At 36.5% G+C, this 19,982-nt stretch carries 16 protein-coding genes; 9 read left to right on the top strand and 7 right to left on the bottom strand.

What is annotated here, in order from left to right; genetic code table 11:
- Positions 1 to 219: 219 nt before the first annotated feature.
- The gene (locus ACFEMA_RS07960; protein WP_411767589.1) at positions 220 to 2,412 is read right to left on the bottom strand and encodes an acylase; all 2,193 of its coding nucleotides are present in this window, start codon (positions 2,410 to 2,412) and stop codon (positions 220 to 222) included.
- A gap of 123 nt (positions 2,413 to 2,535) precedes the next feature.
- Between ACFEMA_RS07960 and ACFEMA_RS07955 the strand changes: the two genes are divergently transcribed.
- Positions 2,536 to 4,416 (top strand): CocE/NonD family hydrolase, encoded by a 1,881-nt coding sequence (locus ACFEMA_RS07955; protein ID WP_411767587.1) that lies wholly within the window; start codon positions 2,536 to 2,538, stop codon positions 4,414 to 4,416.
- A gap of 74 nt (positions 4,417 to 4,490) precedes the next feature.
- Here the strand turns inward: ACFEMA_RS07955 and ACFEMA_RS07950 are convergent, their stop codons facing one another.
- The gene (locus ACFEMA_RS07950) at positions 4,491 to 4,931 is read right to left on the bottom strand and encodes a hypothetical protein (RefSeq protein ID WP_411767585.1); all 441 of its coding nucleotides are present in this window, start codon (positions 4,929 to 4,931) and stop codon (positions 4,491 to 4,493) included.
- An 11-nt stretch (positions 4,932 to 4,942) separates the two neighbouring features.
- On the bottom strand, positions 4,943 to 5,248 hold the full coding sequence (locus ACFEMA_RS07945; protein ID WP_411767583.1) for an HPF/RaiA family ribosome-associated protein: 306 nt from the start codon (positions 5,246 to 5,248) through the stop codon (positions 4,943 to 4,945).
- A gap of 126 nt (positions 5,249 to 5,374) precedes the next feature.
- On the opposite strand from ACFEMA_RS07945, the gene ACFEMA_RS07940 reads away from it, so the two are divergent.
- Positions 5,375 to 5,848, top strand: a complete 474-nt coding sequence (locus ACFEMA_RS07940; protein WP_411767581.1) for a GyrI-like domain-containing protein — start codon at positions 5,375 to 5,377, stop codon at positions 5,846 to 5,848.
- Position 5,849: 1 nt separating this feature from the next.
- Here ACFEMA_RS07940 and ACFEMA_RS07935 read toward each other — a convergent pair whose 3' ends face one another.
- Entirely contained in the window at positions 5,850 to 6,770 is a 921-nt protein-coding gene (locus ACFEMA_RS07935; RefSeq protein WP_411767580.1) for a peptidoglycan DD-metalloendopeptidase family protein, read from the bottom strand.
- A 296-nt stretch (positions 6,771 to 7,066) separates the two neighbouring features.
- Here ACFEMA_RS07935 and ACFEMA_RS07930 point away from each other — a divergent pair, with 296 nt between their 5' ends.
- A complete protein-coding gene (locus ACFEMA_RS07930) occupies positions 7,067 to 7,486 on the top strand; it encodes a hypothetical protein (RefSeq protein ID WP_411767578.1) in 420 nt (139 codons plus the stop codon).
- 6 nt (positions 7,487 to 7,492) lie between these two features.
- Positions 7,493 to 9,298 carry an adenylate/guanylate cyclase domain-containing protein gene (locus ACFEMA_RS07925; RefSeq protein WP_411767576.1) on the top strand — a complete coding sequence of 602 codons (1,806 nt, stop codon included), beginning with the start codon at positions 7,493 to 7,495 and terminating at the stop codon, positions 9,296 to 9,298.
- Positions 9,299 to 9,348: 50 nt separating this feature from the next.
- On the opposite strand, the gene ACFEMA_RS07920 is transcribed toward ACFEMA_RS07925, so the two are convergent.
- On the bottom strand, positions 9,349 to 10,179 hold the full coding sequence (locus tag ACFEMA_RS07920; protein WP_411767574.1) for an alpha/beta fold hydrolase: 831 nt from the start codon (positions 10,177 to 10,179) through the stop codon (positions 9,349 to 9,351).
- 308 nt (positions 10,180 to 10,487) lie between these two features.
- Between ACFEMA_RS07920 and ACFEMA_RS07915 the strand changes: the two genes are divergently transcribed.
- The 3 genes from ACFEMA_RS07915 to ACFEMA_RS07905 all read left to right on the top strand — a co-directional run bounded on the left by ACFEMA_RS07915 (position 10,488) and on the right by ACFEMA_RS07905 (position 12,542).
- Positions 10,488 to 11,039 carry a DUF4251 domain-containing protein gene (locus tag ACFEMA_RS07915; RefSeq protein ID WP_411767572.1) on the top strand — a complete coding sequence of 184 codons (552 nt, stop codon included), beginning with the start codon at positions 10,488 to 10,490 and terminating at the stop codon, positions 11,037 to 11,039.
- A gap of 177 nt (positions 11,040 to 11,216) precedes the next feature.
- Positions 11,217 to 11,810, top strand: coding sequence for a hypothetical protein (locus ACFEMA_RS07910; protein ID WP_411767570.1), 594 nt, complete (start codon positions 11,217 to 11,219; stop codon positions 11,808 to 11,810).
- A gap of 150 nt (positions 11,811 to 11,960) precedes the next feature.
- A complete protein-coding gene (locus tag ACFEMA_RS07905; RefSeq protein ID WP_411767568.1) occupies positions 11,961 to 12,542 on the top strand; it encodes a hypothetical protein in 582 nt (193 codons plus the stop codon).
- A gap of 2 nt (positions 12,543 to 12,544) precedes the next feature.
- Here the strand turns inward: ACFEMA_RS07905 and ACFEMA_RS07900 are convergent, their stop codons facing one another.
- Positions 12,545 to 13,264 (bottom strand): arylesterase, encoded by a 720-nt coding sequence (locus tag ACFEMA_RS07900; RefSeq protein ID WP_411767565.1) that lies wholly within the window; start codon positions 13,262 to 13,264, stop codon positions 12,545 to 12,547.
- A 50-nt stretch (positions 13,265 to 13,314) separates the two neighbouring features.
- Here ACFEMA_RS07900 and ACFEMA_RS07895 point away from each other — a divergent pair, with 50 nt between their 5' ends.
- Together ACFEMA_RS07895 and ACFEMA_RS07890 are read left to right on the top strand one after the other, a co-directional pair.
- A complete protein-coding gene (locus tag ACFEMA_RS07895) occupies positions 13,315 to 14,004 on the top strand; it encodes an ABC transporter ATP-binding protein (protein ID WP_411767563.1) in 690 nt (229 codons plus the stop codon).
- Between the two features lie 44 nt (positions 14,005 to 14,048).
- Positions 14,049 to 16,547: an ABC transporter permease gene (locus ACFEMA_RS07890; protein WP_411767691.1), complete on the top strand. Its 2,499-nt coding sequence runs from the start codon at positions 14,049 to 14,051 to the stop codon at positions 16,545 to 16,547.
- Positions 16,548 to 16,625: 78 nt separating this feature from the next.
- Here ACFEMA_RS07890 and ACFEMA_RS07885 read toward each other — a convergent pair whose 3' ends face one another.
- Positions 16,626 to 19,871 (bottom strand): WD40/YVTN/BNR-like repeat-containing protein, encoded by a 3,246-nt coding sequence (locus ACFEMA_RS07885; protein WP_411767562.1) that lies wholly within the window; start codon positions 19,869 to 19,871, stop codon positions 16,626 to 16,628.
- Positions 19,872 to 19,982: the final 111 nt, after the last annotated feature.

Genomic DNA, 19,982 nt, shown 5'->3' with positions numbered 1-19,982 from the left:
GTTGCTTATAAAAATTAAATTAGGAAGAAAACAAAATTAAGACAGCTATAAGTAACCAGCCCGACAAGCTGGTCTAGCTGGTTGCTTGCCTGCCTGTCGGCAGACAGGTTCTCGCCAACACTTCGGCAAGCTCAGTGCATCGCTTCTTAAAATCCGAAGGGATTTTTAGCTTGGTGTCTATTTCTAAGGTTGAGTACTAAACTACTCACAACTAAACCACTATTCCTTATCCCGCTGCCCTGGGTGGTATTCTTCCTCAGCAACTTTTAAAACATCGTCTTTGTAATACGGAACGGTTTTAAATTCTTTATCTGCATAACGCTGTGCTTGGTCATTAAAATGAGGCGAATCTGGGTCACCACTTTGCCCACCGGCTAGCATACTTTTTGCCTTTACGGTATCACCAAATTCAACAACAGCAACAAAACTGTTACCTCGTGTACCATAAATCTTTTTGGCTTCCGGATTGGAATAGCTTACACCATAAGCGGCCAATGCTCCCCAACGACCCGATGCAAATCCAATAGGAATACTTGGCTTGCTGTCATCAAACTCTTGTTGAATATCGCCATTTAATCTCTGGTAACGATTGACTTCACCCCAAGACAGTTGCCAGGTTCTAAAATCCGTTTCTAAATCTTTTATAACAGACTCAAAAATTTCTAAACGTTCTTCTTCAGGGGACTCTTTCCCAAAGTAGATATGTGCCTCTATAGCATTATCAATATGATTAGGCCATTCTGCATCACGATACATTGCAGTACCATAAAAATGGGCTAAGGTCATCGCAATTGAAGATTTTGAAGTTTTAAAATCCCAATTCCTCAGAATATCAATAGCAGGTTTCAGACTTTCGTTTTTAGGACTTGAATTGTTATAAGCGCTAACCAATCCAGGGATAAGGTCCTTAAAGGCTGGCAAATAAGGATCGTGAGCCAATTCAATAACAGAGTCTAAAGTGTAGTCTTTGTTGTTTGATAACAAATCAATGGCGTGAATTCCTCTAAAGTTTTCTCTATCTACAGACATATAATTTGGGTAATTCTCACGCTTTGGACTAAATTCTGCCGCCGAAGTAAATGGAGTGGAGTTGCAATTTTGAAGCCATCCATTTTCAGGATTTAAAAGCGTAATGTGGTCATCAACGTCATGTAGGCCTTGCCAATCCGTATTAGGGTTACTGCCATCCACTGGTTGTCTGTAATTAAAAGATGTATCCCGCTTTGGAATAAAATTGCCGTGAAAATATGCAATATTCCCTTCAGCATCAGCATACACGGTATTATTAGACGAGTTGGTCTTAATGTCCATCATCTCCCTAAACCCTTTATAACCGTCTTGCTTTGTCCTGATAAAAGATTGCTCTAATGCTTTCACAGGTTCCCACATCATCGCCGTTGCCGTCCATTTGCCGTCATTTGCATGGGTAATAGGCCCATGATGCGTTCTGTACATAGGAAACGTTTTTTCAGAAAGACTATCACCATCTTTAAATTTTAAGCTCACTTCTGATGTTTCCACTTCTCGTAATTCTTCACCATAGCGATACATGAGTTTATCATCAATTTTAACCAGATCCTCTTTAAATTCATCAATAACGTCTGTATAGGTCGATGTATGCATCCAACCTGTTTTTTCATTAAACCCTTGATACACAAAAAACTGCCCCCAAGTTACAGCTCCATAGGCATTAAGGCCTTCTTCACTAACCACATGAACTTCCCCTCGAAAGAAAAATGAGGTATGTGGATTGATAAGTAAAATTGGATTCCCCGACTGCGTCAATTTTCCTGAGATAGCAATGCCATTAGAACCAGCAGGTTCCAATTCTTCTTTTTTAGATTGAATTGAATCCAGTTCTGCAGTAGGAATTTCCATATCCCCTTCATAAAAAGCTTTTATTTTTTGGGTAGAAACGCGTTCAATATCACCACCAATAGAGCCTTCAGAAAAATACATGGGCATCCATGGTTCAAATTTTGTCAATAGTTTTGGAGTAACTTCTGGGTGTGTGTGTAAGTAATAATTTATACCATCAGCAAAGGCATTACAGAGGTCCTTTAGCCATTCGGGGCTTTTTTCATAATTCGCTTTGGCTTCATCTTCGGTCATAAAAAGCTTTGCCCTTAAGTCACTATAAATAGCCTCTTCACCTTCAACTTCGGCCAATCGACCAGTTGCCCATATATAATTCTGTTCTACACGATTAAAATCATCCTCACATTGCGCATATAACAAACCAAAAACGGCATCAGCATCAGTTTTACCATAAATATGGGGAACACCAAAACCATCACGGATAATGGTAATATTCTCAGCTTGTTGCTGCCAACGTTCTACATCAGAATTTGCACTTTTTTTACTGTCACACGCCGTTAAAAGGAAAAGAAATAGGAATGGAAAATATTTCATGTCTCTAAAATTTGATGCGTGAAGTTAAAAGTCTAAACAAAGAAATCCTAAAAAAGTAAGGACTAAATTATTGCCCATTTTTTGAGTATCTTTAGTCAATTCTAACTAAACCAATCTCAAACAATGAAATTCAGATGTGTATTGTATTTATGGGGACTACTTTTTGTGGTACCTCAAATGACTATTAACGCTCAAAGTGATATTCTCGAAGAACTTTCCGAAATAGCCATTATCGATCAAAAAGTAATGATGCCTATGAGAGATGGTATTCGTTTAGCTACGGATATTTATCGACCTAAGACTAATGAAAAAGTACCCATTATTTTTTCTAGAACTCCGTATAATTTTAACTCTTGGGGTGATGGAGAGCAGCGTACCAGAACCGCACAAAGAGCTTATGAAGCTGTAAAAAGAGGATATGCTTATGTGGTACAAAATGAGCGTGGTCGGTATTATTCTGAAGGCGAATGGGATATTTTAGGTGTTCCGTTGACTGACGGTTATGATGCCTTTACTTGGATGAAAGACCAATCGTGGTCTAACGGAAAAATTGGAACCTTAGGGTGTTCATCAACGGCAGAATGGCAAATGGCCGTTGCAGCATTAGATCATCCTTCTCATGCAGCCATGGTACCTCAAGGTTATGGCGCTGGTGTTGGTCGTGTTGGCAATTTTATGGAACAAGGCAATTGGTATCGTGGTGGAGTAGAGCAGATGTTATTTTTCTCTTGGTTATATGGGGTGGAACACGATCAATTTAAACCTCGTATTCCAAAAGGAGCGACACAAGAAGATTTAATTCGTATTTCTAGATTCTATGATTTGGCACCTGAAAATCCTCGTGTAGATATGGCAGAAGCATTACAGCATTTGCCGATTCAAGATATATTGAAAAATATTAACGGGAAAAAAGAAGTGTTCGATAAAATGGTACGTAGAAAACCTAATCATGCAGATTGGTATAAAGGCGGACTGTACCACGATGATATGGATTTTGATGTGCCTAGTTTTTGGTTTGCATCATGGTACGATGTGTCTATAAGTCCGAATTTGGCACTTTTTAATCATGTAAGGACTAATGCAACTTCTGAAGAAGCTAGAGATAATCAATATTTGGTAATTGCTCCGACTCTACATTGTGGATACACCAGAGCTACTGAAAATACTGTTGTAGGTGAACGTCATATAGGTGATGCACGTTTAAACTATGACGAGCAAATATACGCTTGGTTTGATTTATGGTTGAAGGGCGAATCCAACGATTTTAAGGAAACCACTCCGAGAGTTCAATACTATACCATGGGAACTAATGAATGGCAATCTTCCGAATCATGGCCACCAGAAAGTACCGAAATGGTCACTTATTATTTAAACAGTGGAGGTGACGCAAACAGTCTTTTTGGTCATGGAACCTTGACCACAAATAAACCAACTGATGACAATCCTGATAGTTTTACTTACGACCCAATGAATCCGGTTAAATCCTATGGAGGAAATGTTTGTTGTACAGGAAATGCTGTGCAAGGAGGAGCTTTTGATCAGCGCATCATGGAAACCCGAAATGACATCTTGGTCTATACTACTGATGTATTGCAAGAAGGTGTTGAAGTGTCTGGATTTATCGAATCTACCTTATATGTATCATCTGATGTCAAGGATACTGACTTTACCATAAAATTAATTGATGTACACCCCGATGGAAAAGCGTATAACTTAGATGAAACCATTCAGCGGGTTCGTTATAGAGAAGGTTACGATAAAGAAGTTTTTATGAAAGAAGGCGAAGTTTATAAAGTGGATTTAACACCAATGTCCACAAGTAATTACTTCAAAAAAGGGCATCGTATTCGTGTTGAAATATCGAGTAGCAATTTTCCGAGATTTGCAAGAAATCTGAATACCGGAGGGAACAATTATGATGAGTTTGAAGCTGTTGTTGCACATAATAAAGTGCATCACTCTAGTGTGCATCCTTCTCAAATACGTTTACCGATAAAGAAATAAAACAATATCAATAAAGAATCCCTAACTATATGGTTAGGGAATCTTTTGGTGTTAAAATGTTTAGATGTACTTATCTAAGAAATAAAATTGTCGTTGTCAGAAGTTTTCTTTGTTGTAGGGTCTTCAGTATGAAACGTTTTGTTTAATCCTGCTGAATCTACATCCATATGCTTAAATAGAGCAGTCGTAGAAAAAACATGCTCAGTAATATTACCGTTGGTTATAATTGCACCTTTAAAGCTTGAAGGATTTTTTTCGATAACCTTTATCCAATCTTTTTCAGAATAGTCAGAAACATCATCTATTTCTTCAACTGTAGTTTCATCTATAAAAGATTTTACACTTGTACTTAATGTTTGAGCCAATTCTGCCCAAACCGTCTGTGAGGGCATTGTTTTCTCAACATCAATAGCAATAGAAGACTTTTTTAAGGATTCTAAATACGCCTTCAATTGTTTACCTAGGTTTGAAGACCCTGCAAATATTAAATTAACCTGATTTTGATGTCGGCTCATCACTCCCATTTTTAGTATGTTTTCATTTTTTGCTTGCGTTTTTCAAGTTGTCTTAGCAGCTCTGTCACTGTCACGTCCACAGACTCTTCAAACGTATTTTTTGAAGATTCAGAAAACAAGCGTGGACCAGGTGCACTTAATCTTATACCACATTTCTTGCCTGTTTCGTCATTAGAAGTGTTTTCCGTCTTAAAAAAGACATCAGCTCTAATAACAAACTCATATCTATCAAAAATCTTATTCAATTTTTTTTCAGCAAACGCTTCTAAACGTTCACTGGCTTTGACATCTTTATATTCAAATATAACAGTTCCCATAGTTTTTATTTTAGTTCTTCTAATTTACGAAGAAATGATACCGTACCCAAGAAATTAATAGAAGTTTAGTAGCTAGATAGCAAATGAGCAAATAATAATTTAATTTAGGCGCATTAAAAATAGAGTATGATATCGCCAAAAATTGTTGAGCTAAAAATGAGACATTCTGTTGGGTTAAAGAAGACAATGTCAATGGCTCCAGAACACATAAAAAGTCTTTGGCAAGAATTTATGCCACAACTGCATAAAATTGAAGGCAGAAAGAGTCAAGAGTTAATAGCACTTCAAGATTTTAGCAATTCCGATCCAAATAATCCGACAGATTTATTTGATATGTGGGCATTAACTGAAGTAAAGGAGGAAAATGCTTTTCCAGATGGTATGACGCCATTCAATATTCCAGAAGGGGTGTATGCTGTATTTCTTCTAAAAGGCACAGATGTGCAGGGCTTAATGACGTTTATTATGAAAGATTGGCTACCGCATTCTGAATATAAGCTAGACGCTACTCGGCCTCATTTTCAAATTATGGGCAAAACGTATAAAAACAATCATCCCGATTCTGAAGAGGATTTTTACATTCCGATCTTGAGAAAGTAATCTAAAGGTGTTCTATTAGAATTTTTTGACCCACTTTAATGACTGAAGACCTGCTAATTTTATTAGTCTTGCAAAGTGCTGCTATAGACACATTATTTCGTCTAGAAATTCTTGAAAGTGTGTCTCCAGGCTTAACCGTATAATACGTCAGCTTAGGCAACAAGTTGGCTAATGCCAATTCCTCATTATCCAAAATATCAAACTTGCTTAATCTATAGGCACTGTGTAATTGTGGATTGGTGTGCTTTCTAGTGATCCAAATTTCACTTGCTCTGATGCCATTATCTTCTGAGAAATCGAACAAATATTCTGGATGGATAAAATTGCCCTTGTAATTAGCAACCAAGTGCAAATGGCTACCTGTAGAACGTCCTGTATTGCCTCCTTTGCCCAATAAATCACCAGCCTTAACGGAATCATTAGGCTTTACTTTTATTTTTGACAAATGCGCATACACTGTCTCTAAACCGTTGTAATGCCTAACAACTACGGTATTGCCATGTCCATAACTATACTTTGCAAAACGCACAATACCATCGAGCATGGAAACCACGCTATCCCCAGTAATTAAATCAATGTCAATACCTTTATGAGGACGCCCTCTGCGCCAGCCATAACGAGAAGTAATCACTTTTTTGCGGGTTATTGGAGAAACATAAACGGAATCATTAAATTCTATTTTGATAGGGTATTTTACTAGAGCTTCCTTATAAGGATTAAAAACTGTGGTATCCCAATATTCGGAAGTAATATCCACAGAGGTATCTTTTTCTTTGACAGGAATGACCAAAGGGCCAATTTCCTTACCTTTAATTGAAGTTGCCTTCAATTCAATTTTTATGGAATCTTTAGTCTCTTGAGACTGTGAAAACAATTGGCTTGTAGAAACTAGAATACAAACCACAGCAATAAAATATTTCATTCTTAATTAATGATGACTGATGAACGGTAACTTTTTTCTGATGATTGGCAAATAAACGACATTCGTTCCTAAATTATTGTTTAGTATTTGTTAAATCTTGAGTTATACGTTTAGGATGCTCAATTGGATGTGTAGGTAATAATTTTTCAAGATTTATTAGGTGTACATTCAAAATAATAGCGTATATTTATGATTATCAATCACTTCCCTAAGTTTACTCTTCACCATTTGCGTTAAGGTTACCCTATAGATAATTAATAGCATTATTTAATTTGTAACCAATTAAACTTTATATTATGCCTAATCCAACAAACACTGTTGTAACATTATTAGTAAATACTGCTACGATTAATCAAAACAACAAGAACAGCAAAGTTACGTTTAGTGATAATCAAGGAGATCCTGCAGAAAATCCGGGAAATCCAAATGTATATTACTCGAGTGTAAATGTAGGTGCCCAAATTTCGTGGATCGGTCAATCTGAAAATGGAACTGATACAGTACAAATAACATCGGTTTCCCAAAAAACTACTGATGGGGGATCTGATATTCTGCAGTCAATCGGTAACCCTAACAATGGTCAAGTTACTGCTATTGCTAGAAGCGTATATGTGTCAGGTGATGAAAATTATAATGTCTCATTTACCATAAACAACAACACATCTAATCCTTATACCATTGATCCTAAAATTAGAATGAAAGAAGGTGCAAAATAAATATTTATGCTAATTAATATTAAGACCTATTGTATAATAGGTCTCTTTTTTTTTGGGTTTCATAAGTCTTATGGTCAAGATCAGCGGAGAGCTGATAGTATTAAAATTTTATATAAATCAGGAGATTATAATTTAACAGAGTTTAGAATCTTATCACGTATTTCAGAATTAGAAACGAATCCAGATTCTTCTTTATATTATGCAAATATTTTAATAAAAATAGCAGCTAGTGTTTCCCCTAAAGATTCGTCACTATATGCCTTTCGAAACGGGTATTTAGCTAAGGGTAACGCCTATTTATTTAAAGGAGATAATTCTAAAGCCATTAAGGCTTATTTAAGCAGTCTTGATTATGCAGAACAAATGAGAGATCGGCGTTCAATTGCATATTTACAAATTTCGTTAGCCGATACCTATGCACTAATGGAAAATAATGAGAATGCCGAAATGTATTATATACGCGGTATAGAATTATTGAGAGAAGCTGAAGACCATGATAATTTGGCATCTGCACTTTTAAATAAAGGGGATTGGCTATTTAATAATGGCAAATATGATGAGTCCCTAAAATATTTTGAAGAGTCTTCAATTATTTGCGAACAAATAGATTTTCAATTAGGTAAAGCATACAATCTAGGTAATATAGGCTTAGTTTATGCAGAACAAGATAAAGATGAACTTGCTGAGGAAAATATCAACAAAGCCATTCACATATTAGAAGGTTTAGAAGATTATTATCCAGTATCAGTTTACCTAACCTATTTGGCCGCTATATATGTCGATAAAGGGAATAATGAAGAAGCCTATAAATATGCTGAACGAAGCCTTGAATTAGCAAAGAACTATGGACTAAAGGAACAAATTAGTGATGCAAATCTTAAATTATATGAGTTGCACAAAATCTCTGGCAATCTAAATAAAGCATTAAACCATTATCAAGAATATATAATCTATAGAGATAGTGTAAGGAATATCGAAGAAGTACAAAAAATTGCAAATGAAGTGACGCAGCGACAACAAACAGAAAATCAATTGTTGACTCAAAAACAAAAAACCAACCGTATCATTATGTATTCAACGGCAGGTGCAACGCTCTTTATTGGCATTTTTGCTTTTGGTTTATACCGAAGAAATAACTTTATAAAGAAAACCAATAAAATCATTTCAACTGAGAAAGAACGCTCAGATCATCTGTTGCTAAATATATTGCCAGAAGAGACAGCACAAGAATTAAAAGAAAAGGGTACAGTAGAGGCTAAAAAGTTTGAATCGGTAACGGTTTTATTTTCAGATTTTAAGGGCTTTACCCATTATGCTGAAAATTTAGAGCCCGAAGAATTGGTGAGCACCGTTGATTATTATTTTTCTGCGTTCGACGATATAGTAGAGAAATACGGTCTGGAAAAAATAAAAACAGTTGGTGATGCTTATATGGTTGCAGGAGGCTTACCTTTTGAAACTGAAGACCATGCAGTTAAAATGACAAAAGCTGCCTTTGAAATGGCAGAATTCGTAAATGCTTCAAAAGCAAATGAAGCTACATCAGCTACGTTTGATATCCGAATAGGCATCAATACAGGACCGGTTGTTGCAGGTGTTGTTGGCAGCAAAAAGTTTGCCTATGATATTTGGGGTGATGCCGTAAATATTGCCTCTAGGATGGAATCTAATTCTGAGCCAGGAAAAATAAATATTTCGGAGAATACCTATAGTATTATAAAACCTGAGTTCAATTGTACCTACCGAGGAGAATTAGAAGTTAAAAACCGAGGTAAACTCAAAATGTATTTTGTAGATTCAGAACAAACATAAAGGACAGCCAAAAATGGCTGCCGTTTATTTTTATGATTATAATTTTTGTACTAGGATTTCAAAAAATCCAATAAAATTGAATTCAATTTGTCTTTGTGTGTAAGGTTCAATCCATGAGGACCATCCTTGATAATTTTATAGGTAGAATTACTGATACCTTTTGCGGCTTGATCACCAGAAGTAGCTTTTGGCACAATATTGTCGGCATCACCATGTACCACTAAAGTAGGGACGTCAACATTTTTTAATTCTGCTCTAAAATCCGTTTTGGCCCATGCCAATGCTGCCTGTATGGTTGCATTTGGTGACGCATGAGAAGCGATTGAAAAATCATAATCCAATTGCGCTTTACTTACCGTTTCATTGTCTTCGGTATAGTTATAAAAGTTTTTATGGAACTTTTTTAAGAAACCAACGCGATCATTTTGTAATGCTTTAATAATTTCCTCTAAATTTTCCTGAGGAACACCATCTGGATTATCATCTTTTTGAGCAACCAACGGAATTATAGAACTTACCAACGCAACTTTAGATATGTTAGATGTTCCAAAATCTGTGCAATACCGAACAACCTCACCGCCACCCATCGAAAACCCAACGATAGTTACATCTTTAAGCTCTAATTGGCTGATTATGGCATTTAAATCTGAAGCTAAAGTGGAGTAGTCATAAGATCTCCAAGGAGCTGATGAGTTTCCAAAACCTCTTCTGTCGTAAGCGATACAGCGATATCCGGCTTCTACAATTGCCCAAGTCTGCTGCTCCCAAGCTTGATGGCTTAAAGGCCAACCATGTATTAAAATTACGGGTTGACCATGACCGTGATCTTCAAAAAAAATATCTACGTTTTGAGTTTCTGTTTCGTGTGTTAAAAATGGCATGTCTGTATGTGTGTTTTGAATTAATACTACGTTTAATTTCAATATAGAATATCGTATGGAAATCGTTAACTCTAATCATTGAGATAAGTGCTTAATTCCTTTTACATTTATAATAGATTGAATAATGGCTTATTAAATGAGTGAAATGGTCTTATCAATGAGTTAAATGTCACTGTAGTTGCCTCCAATTTTTGTAACTTGGTAATAAAAATTAAAGCTATGAAACGAGCATGTTAAAAGCCTATCAATCAAGGGAATGATTAATAGCGAACTGCATGTGGCCGTTAAAAAACAATAAATAAAAACTCATGAAAACATATATTTATTTTCTCGTATGTATAAGTCTTTTGCTTTGTAGCTGTGCCTCGTCAAAGTCTAAAGCATCACCTCAAGACATTGAAAACTTAAAGGAATTAGTAGAGTCACAAGACTTTCGTATAGAATCAGATTGGGCTTTTCCACAAACTACATTTGCTGTTCAGCAGGTGATGAATACCTTACTTTTACCTCAAAACGGTTCAGCAAATAGAATAAATCTTATTGGCAATAGTAATTTTCTAGAAATAAAAGGGGATAGTGTTTCTTCTTATTTACCATATTTTGGAGAACGCCAAATGAATGTACAGTACGGAGGTAAGGATAGTGCTATCCAACTCAAAGGGTTGATGGAAAATTTTTCAGTTGAAGAAATTAAGGGTAGTAATTACCTTATTAAGTTTGATGCAAAAAGTAGCAATGAAAGCTTTCAGGTCTATCTAACATTAACACCTGGTTTGAGTTCTAACCTTATTGTTAATAGTAGTTCTAGGCGTACCATTCGATATTCTGGACAGGTTGAACCCTCAGAAGAAGAGCTTTAACATTATTTATTAATCACGTTTAAAATAGTGCACAATTTCTCAACTACATGATATCCATAAATTTATACCGTATATCGAAAAGCATTCTTTTTATCGGATTTTGTATATGCTTTATATGATTTTTTAGGGGTAACTGTGTTTATGGGATAAATTTATCTCATTAAATAAGCCCCTATTATGAAAACTTTAAAACTTCTAGTCTTAGTCGCCTGCATTTTAAGTGCAGTTGCTTTAAGTGCCCAAAATGTTGAAATCAGTCCCACAAGTGAGTTTGCCTTAGATCAATTAGATTCTGAAGCGACTATAACTGATTATGATTCCCAAGATCAAAAACTTAAGATTACAGGAACTGTTTTTAAAAGTGATGGTGTTACTCCAGCAAAGGACGTTATTATTTATATAGATCAGGCCAATGCAGATGGAGAATATATTTACGAAGAAAACGATAAAATTAAACACCGTACCGCAATAAAAACTGATGCCAACGGTAATTACACGTTCTATACATTTGTTCCTGGGTCAGCATACATACCAATGACGTATCCAAAACGATTGGGTATGAAAACCATTAATATGGTCGTAAAAGCTCCAGGTACTCTGGCTTATGATTACGATCCTTATGTTTTTGCAGACGATCCTTTAATGACAAAGCGTTGCCTTAAAAGATTAAAAAAGAAACATTATACTGGGATTCTTATTCCCGAATTAAATGGTGATATTCTCGAAGCACACCGCAATATTGTATTGGATGTTAGCTATGCAATGAAGTAGGATTTGAATTTTAAAATTTTAAACCACCGTCTTATAAGCCGGTGGTTTTTTTATATGTCAAACTTATCCTGTATTAAGTTTGACATTCTTTTTGCATTTTTTTATAACCAATAATCAATTGGTACTCTACTTTTACCTAAAATTATCTATATGAAATTTAGCTATTACATAATTATACTACAATTGCTCAATGGTTTTATGGCAGTAGGTCAGGAAGATAAGGGGCTGCATATTTTAGTGGCTGATAGTACTTGGGGTAAGGAAATTATTCCTTTTCCAATTGATTGGGCACCAAAAGTAACTTTGAGCGGTTTTGAAGAACTTCGTTTTGCTCCCAATTGGTCTAAGCCTGAAAGTGATACCTTTTGGTCTTTGGTCATGGCTTGGAAAGTAGATATGGATGAGCCTCTTTCTTCAAAAGATGTTGGCGTTAACATTAAAGGTTATTTTGATGGTCTTATGAAACCTAATCATTGGGCAACGAAATTTCCGGATCCTGAAGTTTCGCTATTAGAAACTGACACGGAATTATCTTATACAGGATCTATGAAACTATTCGATGGTTTTTATACGGGGAAAGTGATACAGCTAAATTTTGAAGCTAAGCAGTTTTGGTGCCCAAGACTAAAGCAATCAGTATTGATTATCTGGTGTTCGCCTCAAGAGCGTTCCCATAAAATTTGGCAAAAACTAAAGGAGGTTTACGTACAGACTGATTTCTGTAGTAATTAGGTCTACAACATTGGTTTTAAAATCGTCCAAACATTTTCTGCTACAATTTTGTGACCTTCAATATTAGGGTGAATTCCATCTCCTTGATTGAGTTCTGCTATACCACCAACATCTTCTAAAATAAAGGGGATATAGTCTGTATTGTTTTTTTCTGCTAATTCTGAAAAGATATCTTTAAACTCAGTAGTGTATGCTTCACCCATATTTGGGGGTAACTGCATGCCTGCTAAAATTATTTTTGTACTTGGGTTTCTCTCACGAACCATATCGATAATTGCTTGAAGGTTAGCTCTGGTTTCAGATAAAGGAACACCCCTTAAACCATCATTAGCACCTAATTCTAGCAAAAAAATATCTACCTCCTGATTTAAAACCCAATTCACCCTACTACGACCACCTGCAGATGTCTCGCCACTTAATCCTGAATTAATAACGGTATAGTCCAAGCCAAGCGAGTCAATTTTAGATTGTAATAAGGCAGGATAGGCATTATTGGTGTCATCAAGTCCAAAGCCAGCAGTGATGCTATCTCCAAAGCAGAGAATTATTTTATCGGTATCAGTTGTACTCGTGGATACTTCCTCTGATTCGGTTGCAATGATGTCTTCTTTATTGTTTTCATTTTTTGCGCCATTACCACAAGAGAAGAAAAAGAGAACTGAAATAAAATAACAAAACTTTAAGAATTTCCGCACAGCATAATACTGATGAATTAAAACCATTTGTTTATTTTGAGCCGTGTACATAAATAGTAGAATAAATTTGTGATTGCATGTCAAAGATATTAAAGATTGATGGGCTAGAAAAGACATATACTAGCGGTTCTAAACAATTAACAGTTTTAAAAAATATTTCGTTCGAGGTAGATCAAGGACAGACCTTTTCTATAGTAGGACCATCAGGAAGTGGAAAAACGACCTTATTGGGTCTTTGTGCTGGGTTAGATAATCCTAATGTCGGTAACGTTGAACTCTGTGGTTATGATTTAAATACTTTAAACCAAGATGAACGCGCACAGTTACGAAACAAAGAAGTAGGATTTATTTTTCAGGATTTTCAGCTACTACCAACTCTTACAGCATTAGAAAATGTTTGTGTGCCCCTAGAATTACAAGCCGCAAAAGACAGTATTCAGCGCGGTAAGGAATTATTGGATAAAGTTGGGCTTACGGACCGTTACCATCATTATCCATCTCAACTATCTGGTGGAGAACAACAACGCGTTGCATTAGCTAGAGCATTTTCAAATAGACCATCTATTCTGTTTGCAGATGAACCAACAGGAAATTTAGATGCCAAAACAGGGGAAACAGTAACACAATTATTGTTCGACCTTAATAAAGATGCTGGTACAACAATGGTTATTATTTCTCACGATTTAGATCTAGCCAATAAAACGCAACAAATTCTTCAGCTTAAGGGTGGTGAAATAGTGTCTAACCAAATGACTCAAGTCCATTGAGAGATCAGTTAAAAACAAAACAACCTATTTCCTGGCTGTTTAAAATGGCTTGGAGGGATGCTAAGGCGAGTAGAGGCCGCTTGGTTTTATTTATGGCTTCCATAATATTAGGTATTGCAGCTTTAGTTTCTATTCAATTATTTCGTGATAATTTAAGGGACAACATTCAGCAACAGTCAAAATCATTGATGGGTGCTGATTATATTATAGACAGTCGGCAAGAGCCCAACGAAAGAGCTCTAGAGCTAATAGACTCTTTAAAGCCTGATGCTTCCGAAGTAAATTTTGTGTCGATGGTCGCCTTTCCTAAGAATGGTGGTACTAAATTGGTGCGTGTTAGAGGAATTCAAGGGCCATTTCCATTTTATGGCGCTATGAAAACGCAGCCAGAAACTGCTGGGACTAACTATCAAAATGAGGGTGGAGCATTAGTTGATGCGACCCTTTTATTACAATTTGATATAAAACCAGGTGATTCCATCAAAGTGGGAGAATTAACCCTACCCATTTCAGGAGCCTTAAATTCAATGCCAGGGAGTTCTGCAATTTCTACATCTGTAGCACCACCAGTAATTATCCCTAATCGTTTTATTGATAAAACAGAGTTGCTTCAATTTGGAAGCAGAAAAGAGTATCAATACTTTTTTAAAGCTTCGGACACGTTGAATTTAGAGCGACTAGAAGACCAGTTAGAGCCTCAATTTGATGCAGAAAATATTGATTTAGACACACATACGAGCACAAGTAGACGACTCGGAAGACGCTATGAAAATGTAGGACGCTTTTTAAATTTGGTCGCCTTTATTGCTCTATTACTTGGGTGTATTGGGATTGCAAGTTCTGTTCATATTTATATAAAAGAAAAGCTGAAATCCGTTGCCATATTAAAATGCATGGGAGCAACGAGAAAACAAAGTTTTTTAATATTTCTTATTCAGATTTCTGGGATAGGGGTTTTAGGAGGGCTTATTGGCTCTGCAATAGGAGTAGCTCTTCAGGAGGCCTTTCCATACATACTAAAAGACTTTTTACCCTTTGATGTTGTTATAACAATTACAATGAAACCTATTGTTATGGGGATCGTTCTCGGTTTCATAATGTCCATTCTTTTTGCTGTTTTGCCATTACTAAAAACGTGGTATGTATCGCCTTTGGAGGTTCTCCGTGTTGGCGGAAGCCCAGTTAAACAATCCAAAAGGGCTAGGTTTCTTGTACTTGCTGCTATTCTTTTGTTTCTATACCTTTTTTCTTGGTGGCTCATAAAAGATGTAATATTTGCCTTTGCGTTCGTTATTGGTGTATTGGTCACTTTTTCAATACTTGCTGCAATTGCATGGTTATCCATGAAACTCATCAAAACCTATTTTCCAAAATCTTTTGGGTTCACCACAAGACAGAGTTTGTTAAACCTTTTTAGGCCTAATAATCAGACTTTGGTCTTGATTTTAGCCATTGGTTTGGGAACATTTTTAATCAGCACGTTATATTTTACTAAAGACATTTTATTAGCTAAAACCAATGTCGGACAAAGTGAAGCAAGCGCCAACCTCATCATTTTGGATGTGCAGAGTGATCAGCGAGAAAATCTAAAAAAATTAGTGCTATCTAAAGATTTAGAACTCATTGACAATATTCCGTTGGTTACTATGCGTATGCAAAGCATAAAGGGCAAAACTGTTAATACCATTAGACAAGATACTACATCTCGAGTAAGGGGTTGGGTTTTAAATCATGAGTTCAGAACCACCTATCGTGATTCTCTAATAGCGTCTGAAGAAATTATTGAAGGTGAATGGATATCAAAATATGAAGCAGGTAATGCCATTCCCATTTCCATTTCAGACAATGTCGCTGAGGATGCTAAGGTAACTGTTGGAGACAGTATTGTCTTTAACGTCCAAGGGGTATTGATGAATACCGTGGTTGGTAGCATTAGAAGGGTAGATTGGGGGAGATTACAGCTCAATTTTTCAGTCCTATTTCCTGAAGGTGTTCTAGAAGATGCCCCGCAATTTAGTGTGATGACCACAAACGCTCCTAATGAGAATAGTTCAGCGGACTTGCAGCGTAACTTAGTGGCTCAATTTCCTAACGTGACTATAATAGACTTACGACAGGTATTTACAATTGTAGAGGATATACTAGATAAGGTGTCTTGGATTATCAATTTTATGGCCTTCTTTAGTATCCTTACTGGTATTATTGTATTGATTGGTTCTGTAAGAAATAGTAGATATCAGCGTATAAAAGAGAGTGTTTTATTGAGAACTTTAGGTGCTAAAAACAATCAGATTTTAAAGATATCTGCACTTGAATACTTGTTCTTAGGTATTGTTGGCAGCTTAGTCGGCATCATACTGGCCTTATTTGGTAGTTTCTTATTGGCTGTCTTTGTATTTGAGGTTCAGTTTGTCCCTTCATTAATGCCATTTTTAGTGCTGTTACCTGGAATTGCAGGGTTGGTTGTTTTAATAGGGCTTGGAAATATTCAATCAGTACTGCGAAGCTCACCGCTTAAAGTTCTGCGCGGATCAAAGCTGTAAACGTGCTTTAAGACACACCAGTATATATAAAAAAGGTCTGCATTTGGCAGACCTTTTATTCAATATAATTAATAATTTTTAATTCTCAATATAAGGGGCTCCAGCCTTTTGTAACTGGTTCTCAATAGTTGAAAGTTGAGCTTTAATATTTTCTAATTTAGTATTAGCAGCATTCAATTGTTTTTCTATGATTCGCAATTGTTCTTTATGGCTTGTCGTCGGACCATAAGTAGAACGTTCTAAGCCTCTGTATATAGCAAACATTCTTTCATTAACCGTTGGCGGATTTTTTTCACCCACTTCAAATTTTGCAGTATTACCATAATATGAAGATTGTAACTTGTATAAGTTCTTTTTAGCTTGGGCTATTGATGTCATAATGGACTGCGGAGAAGCTGTACTTCTCAAAAAGGCAACTTCCATGGCTTTGACTCGTTTAGTGGCTTTAGATACTTCTGAATCAAACTTTGATGACATGCGCATAGCGTCCTCATAAGATCTCCAAAATTTAGAAGCTAAATCTGGACTTACCCCTTCTAGTGCTCCATTGTACAGAGATTTTACCGTAAATGACACCGATTCAGATAGTTTTTCTACACTGCCATTATGATTTAGGTACATAGTCACAGAATAATCACCTAGAGGTGCTAATAATCCACTAAGTTCTTCACTTTCATTATTTCCTAATAATATTGGACTCATATCTGCATACCTCAAATCCCATGAGGCTCTATTGATACCAGCCTTTGCAGGCACTCTTATGTTTCTAACAATTTCACCTGATGAATTTGAAACTTCAAAAATCAAGTGCGGTTTTGTATCTAATAGCTCTTCTTCTAAGGCATCCCACCCAGGAAAAGAAACATCACCTTTTAGTGACTTTTCTTTAGATTGTCTCAACTCTTCTTTTGTTTTAGGGACTTCCTTTAAGAAATAGGTAAATACCGCTCCAAAATCAGGATTAGGAGCTACAAAATGAGAATCTCCTTGACTTCCTTTGCCACTATCAAAGCTTAGGTGAGATCTCGGAATATACCACCATGCATCTCTTACTGAAAAGAGTTTAGCCTTTTGTTCTAAAGTGGATGCAGTCATTTCTCTTAATGAGGAATAATCATCAAGAATATAAAAGCCTCGTCCAAAAGAGGCAGCAACTAAATCATTTTCACGTTTTTGAATCGCTAAGTCCCTAAAAGAAATGGTAGGAACATTGCCATTTAGCTCATTCCAATTATCACCACCATCAATTGAGAAAAATAGGCCAAATTCAGTGCCTATAAATAGTAATTTTGGATTGATATGGTCCTGTACTAATCGCCATACCAAATGCTTTTCTGGAATATCGCTAGACAAAGACACCCAGCTATTCCCTTTATTTGTGCTTTTTAATAAATAAGGCTTAAAATCACCATATTTATGATTATCTAAAGCCACATAAACCGTATTTGCATCATGAAGGTCAGCTTTTATATCATTAACAAATGCAGTAGATGGTACACCTGGTAAATCACCAACCTTAATGGACTTCCAACTGCCACCATCGTTTTCACTAATATTTATTAAGCCATCATCCGTACCTACATATAACAGCCCTTTTTGTTTTGGCGATTCTGCTAAGGATGTTATAGTGTTATAATTAGACATTGCTGACACATCCCATGCATTATCCCAGGATTGTGTACCTCCCATAATAGGTAGAGCTAAGCGTTCTTCATTTTTAGTTAAGTCACCAGAAATAGCTTCCCAATCGTCACCTCTGTTTTCAGATTTCCAAACGCGTTGAGATGCAAAATAAATGGTAGTAGGTGAGTGTGGGCTCACTAAAATTGGGGCATCCCAATTAAAACGTTCATGAACTTCGTTCTCTCCAGCTTGTGGTTGAATATCTATAACCTCACCCGTACTGATATCAATTCGCGATAAAGTTCCTTCTTGGCGTTCAGCATATATGATATTGGGATTTCCAGGCTCCGTTGCTGGCTGATGGCCATCCCAATTTAATACAACACGCCAATCACTATTTTGAATACCATGTACATTATCAGTTCTAGATGGACCGCCTTCGGTACTGTTATCTTGTGTGCCTCCATAAATATTATAAAAAGGTTCTGCATCATCAACAGCTAATTTATAAAACTGTGTAACTGGCAGGTTTTCAATATATTTCCATGACTTAGTTAAATCAAAAGATTCGTATAAACCACCATCGGTTCCAACCAATAGATAATTAGGGTCATTCTTCTTAAAGGCTATAGCATGGTTATCCCCGTGTTTACTTCTGTTATTCATTCGGTAAAAGGTCTTTCCGCCGTCTTCAGAGATTTGCATCGTATTATCCATAAGATACAAACGTCCTTCTTGATGTGGTGAAGCAAATAGCTCTTGGTAATAATGAGGTCCTGTACCACCAGAAACCGTATTGGATAATTTTTCCCACGAACCTCCGCCATTTTCAGAACGATATAAGCCGCCTGTTCGTCGATCTAGCTCTATGGCTGCATAAAGCACATCTGGATTATGTTTTGAGATATCTAGCCCTATTTTACCCATTGATGATTCAGGTAGTCCATTACTTAATTTATTCCAAGTATCACCAGCATCATCACTACGATACAATGCCGTTCCGGGCCCACCGCCCAAATAGGCTGCAACCGTCCTGTGTCTTTGCCAAGTTGCGGCATACATTCTGTTAGGGTCGCGTGGGTCGTAAACAAGTTCCGTTACTCCTGTCCAAGCATCGTCACCTAACGTTTTATTCCAACTTTTGCCACCATCAACAGTTTTATAGAGTCCACGGTCACCACCTTTATTCCATAACGGTCCCTCAACGGCAACCAAAACGACATTACTATCTTCAGGATGAATGATAATTTTAGAAACATGCTGAGAATTCTTGAGTCCCATATTAGTCCATGATGTTCCTCCATTAGTACTTTTATAAACCCCATCGCCAAAGCCGACATGGCGACCACCAACGTCTTCACCTGTACCGACCCAAATGGTTTCAGGATGGTTAGGGTCTATGGATACTGTACCAATAGAGTAGGAGCTTTGGTCATCAAAAACGGGTGTCCACGTGGTTCCTGAATTTTCAGTTTTCCAAACACCGCCAGAACCAACAGCCACATACCAGATACTTTCGTTGTGGGGATGGATAGCAACATCTGCAATTCGTCCACTCATAAAGGCAGGACCAATACTACGGAGTTCTAACCCTTTAAAAGGATCTTCTTTCTTGTTTTTGTTTTTGTCTTGTGCATTAAGTGCCAAGGATAAAAAAAGAATACATGCGAGTTTGCATGTTTTTTTGATACGGTTTTTCATTATAAATTACGGTTAGGTTAGACTTTAAATTTACGGAATATTTCTGTTCTTTTTTCTGCAATTAAAGTCACAGCACATTTATAACTAACTATTCTTATCTTTGAGAAAACA

The sequence above is a fragment of the Winogradskyella sp. A3E31 genome, assembly GCF_046720935.1.
Classification (GTDB): Bacteria; Bacteroidota; Bacteroidia; order Flavobacteriales; family Flavobacteriaceae; genus Winogradskyella.
The sequence above is the reverse complement of the archived record's forward strand: the minus strand, read 5'-3'. Positions and strand labels throughout refer to the sequence as shown.

Excerpts from the sequence above, each read along its gene's own strand:
- ACFEMA_RS07940 (WP_411767581.1), top strand. The coding sequence starts at position 5,375 with ATGATATCGCCAAAAATTGTTGAGCTAAAAATGAGACATTCTGTTGGG.
- ACFEMA_RS07960 (WP_411767589.1), bottom strand. The coding sequence starts at position 2,412 with ATGAAATATTTTCCATTCCTATTTCTTTTCCTTTTAACGGCGTGTGAC.
- ACFEMA_RS07950 (WP_411767585.1), bottom strand. The coding sequence starts at position 4,931 with ATGAGCCGACATCAAAATCAGGTTAATTTAATATTTGCAGGGTCTTCA.
- ACFEMA_RS07895 (WP_411767563.1), top strand. The coding sequence starts at position 13,315 with ATGTCAAAGATATTAAAGATTGATGGGCTAGAAAAGACATATACTAGC.
- ACFEMA_RS07945 (WP_411767583.1), bottom strand. The coding sequence starts at position 5,248 with ATGGGAACTGTTATATTTGAATATAAAGATGTCAAAGCCAGTGAACGT.
- ACFEMA_RS07900 (WP_411767565.1), bottom strand. The coding sequence starts at position 13,264 with ATGGTTTTAATTCATCAGTATTATGCTGTGCGGAAATTCTTAAAGTTT.
- ACFEMA_RS07905 (WP_411767568.1), top strand. The coding sequence starts at position 11,961 with ATGAAATTTAGCTATTACATAATTATACTACAATTGCTCAATGGTTTT.
- ACFEMA_RS07925 (WP_411767576.1), top strand. The coding sequence starts at position 7,493 with ATGCTAATTAATATTAAGACCTATTGTATAATAGGTCTCTTTTTTTTT.
- ACFEMA_RS07930 (WP_411767578.1), top strand. The coding sequence starts at position 7,067 with ATGCCTAATCCAACAAACACTGTTGTAACATTATTAGTAAATACTGCT.
- ACFEMA_RS07915 (WP_411767572.1), top strand. The coding sequence starts at position 10,488 with ATGAAAACATATATTTATTTTCTCGTATGTATAAGTCTTTTGCTTTGT.
- ACFEMA_RS07955 (WP_411767587.1), top strand. The coding sequence starts at position 2,536 with ATGAAATTCAGATGTGTATTGTATTTATGGGGACTACTTTTTGTGGTA.
- ACFEMA_RS07935 (WP_411767580.1), bottom strand. The coding sequence starts at position 6,770 with ATGAAATATTTTATTGCTGTGGTTTGTATTCTAGTTTCTACAAGCCAA.
- ACFEMA_RS07885 (WP_411767562.1), bottom strand. The coding sequence starts at position 19,871 with ATGAAAAACCGTATCAAAAAAACATGCAAACTCGCATGTATTCTTTTT.
- ACFEMA_RS07920 (WP_411767574.1), bottom strand. The coding sequence starts at position 10,179 with ATGCCATTTTTAACACACGAAACAGAAACTCAAAACGTAGATATTTTT.
- ACFEMA_RS07890 (WP_411767691.1), top strand. The coding sequence starts at position 14,049 with ATGGCTTGGAGGGATGCTAAGGCGAGTAGAGGCCGCTTGGTTTTATTT.
- ACFEMA_RS07910 (WP_411767570.1), top strand. The coding sequence starts at position 11,217 with ATGAAAACTTTAAAACTTCTAGTCTTAGTCGCCTGCATTTTAAGTGCA.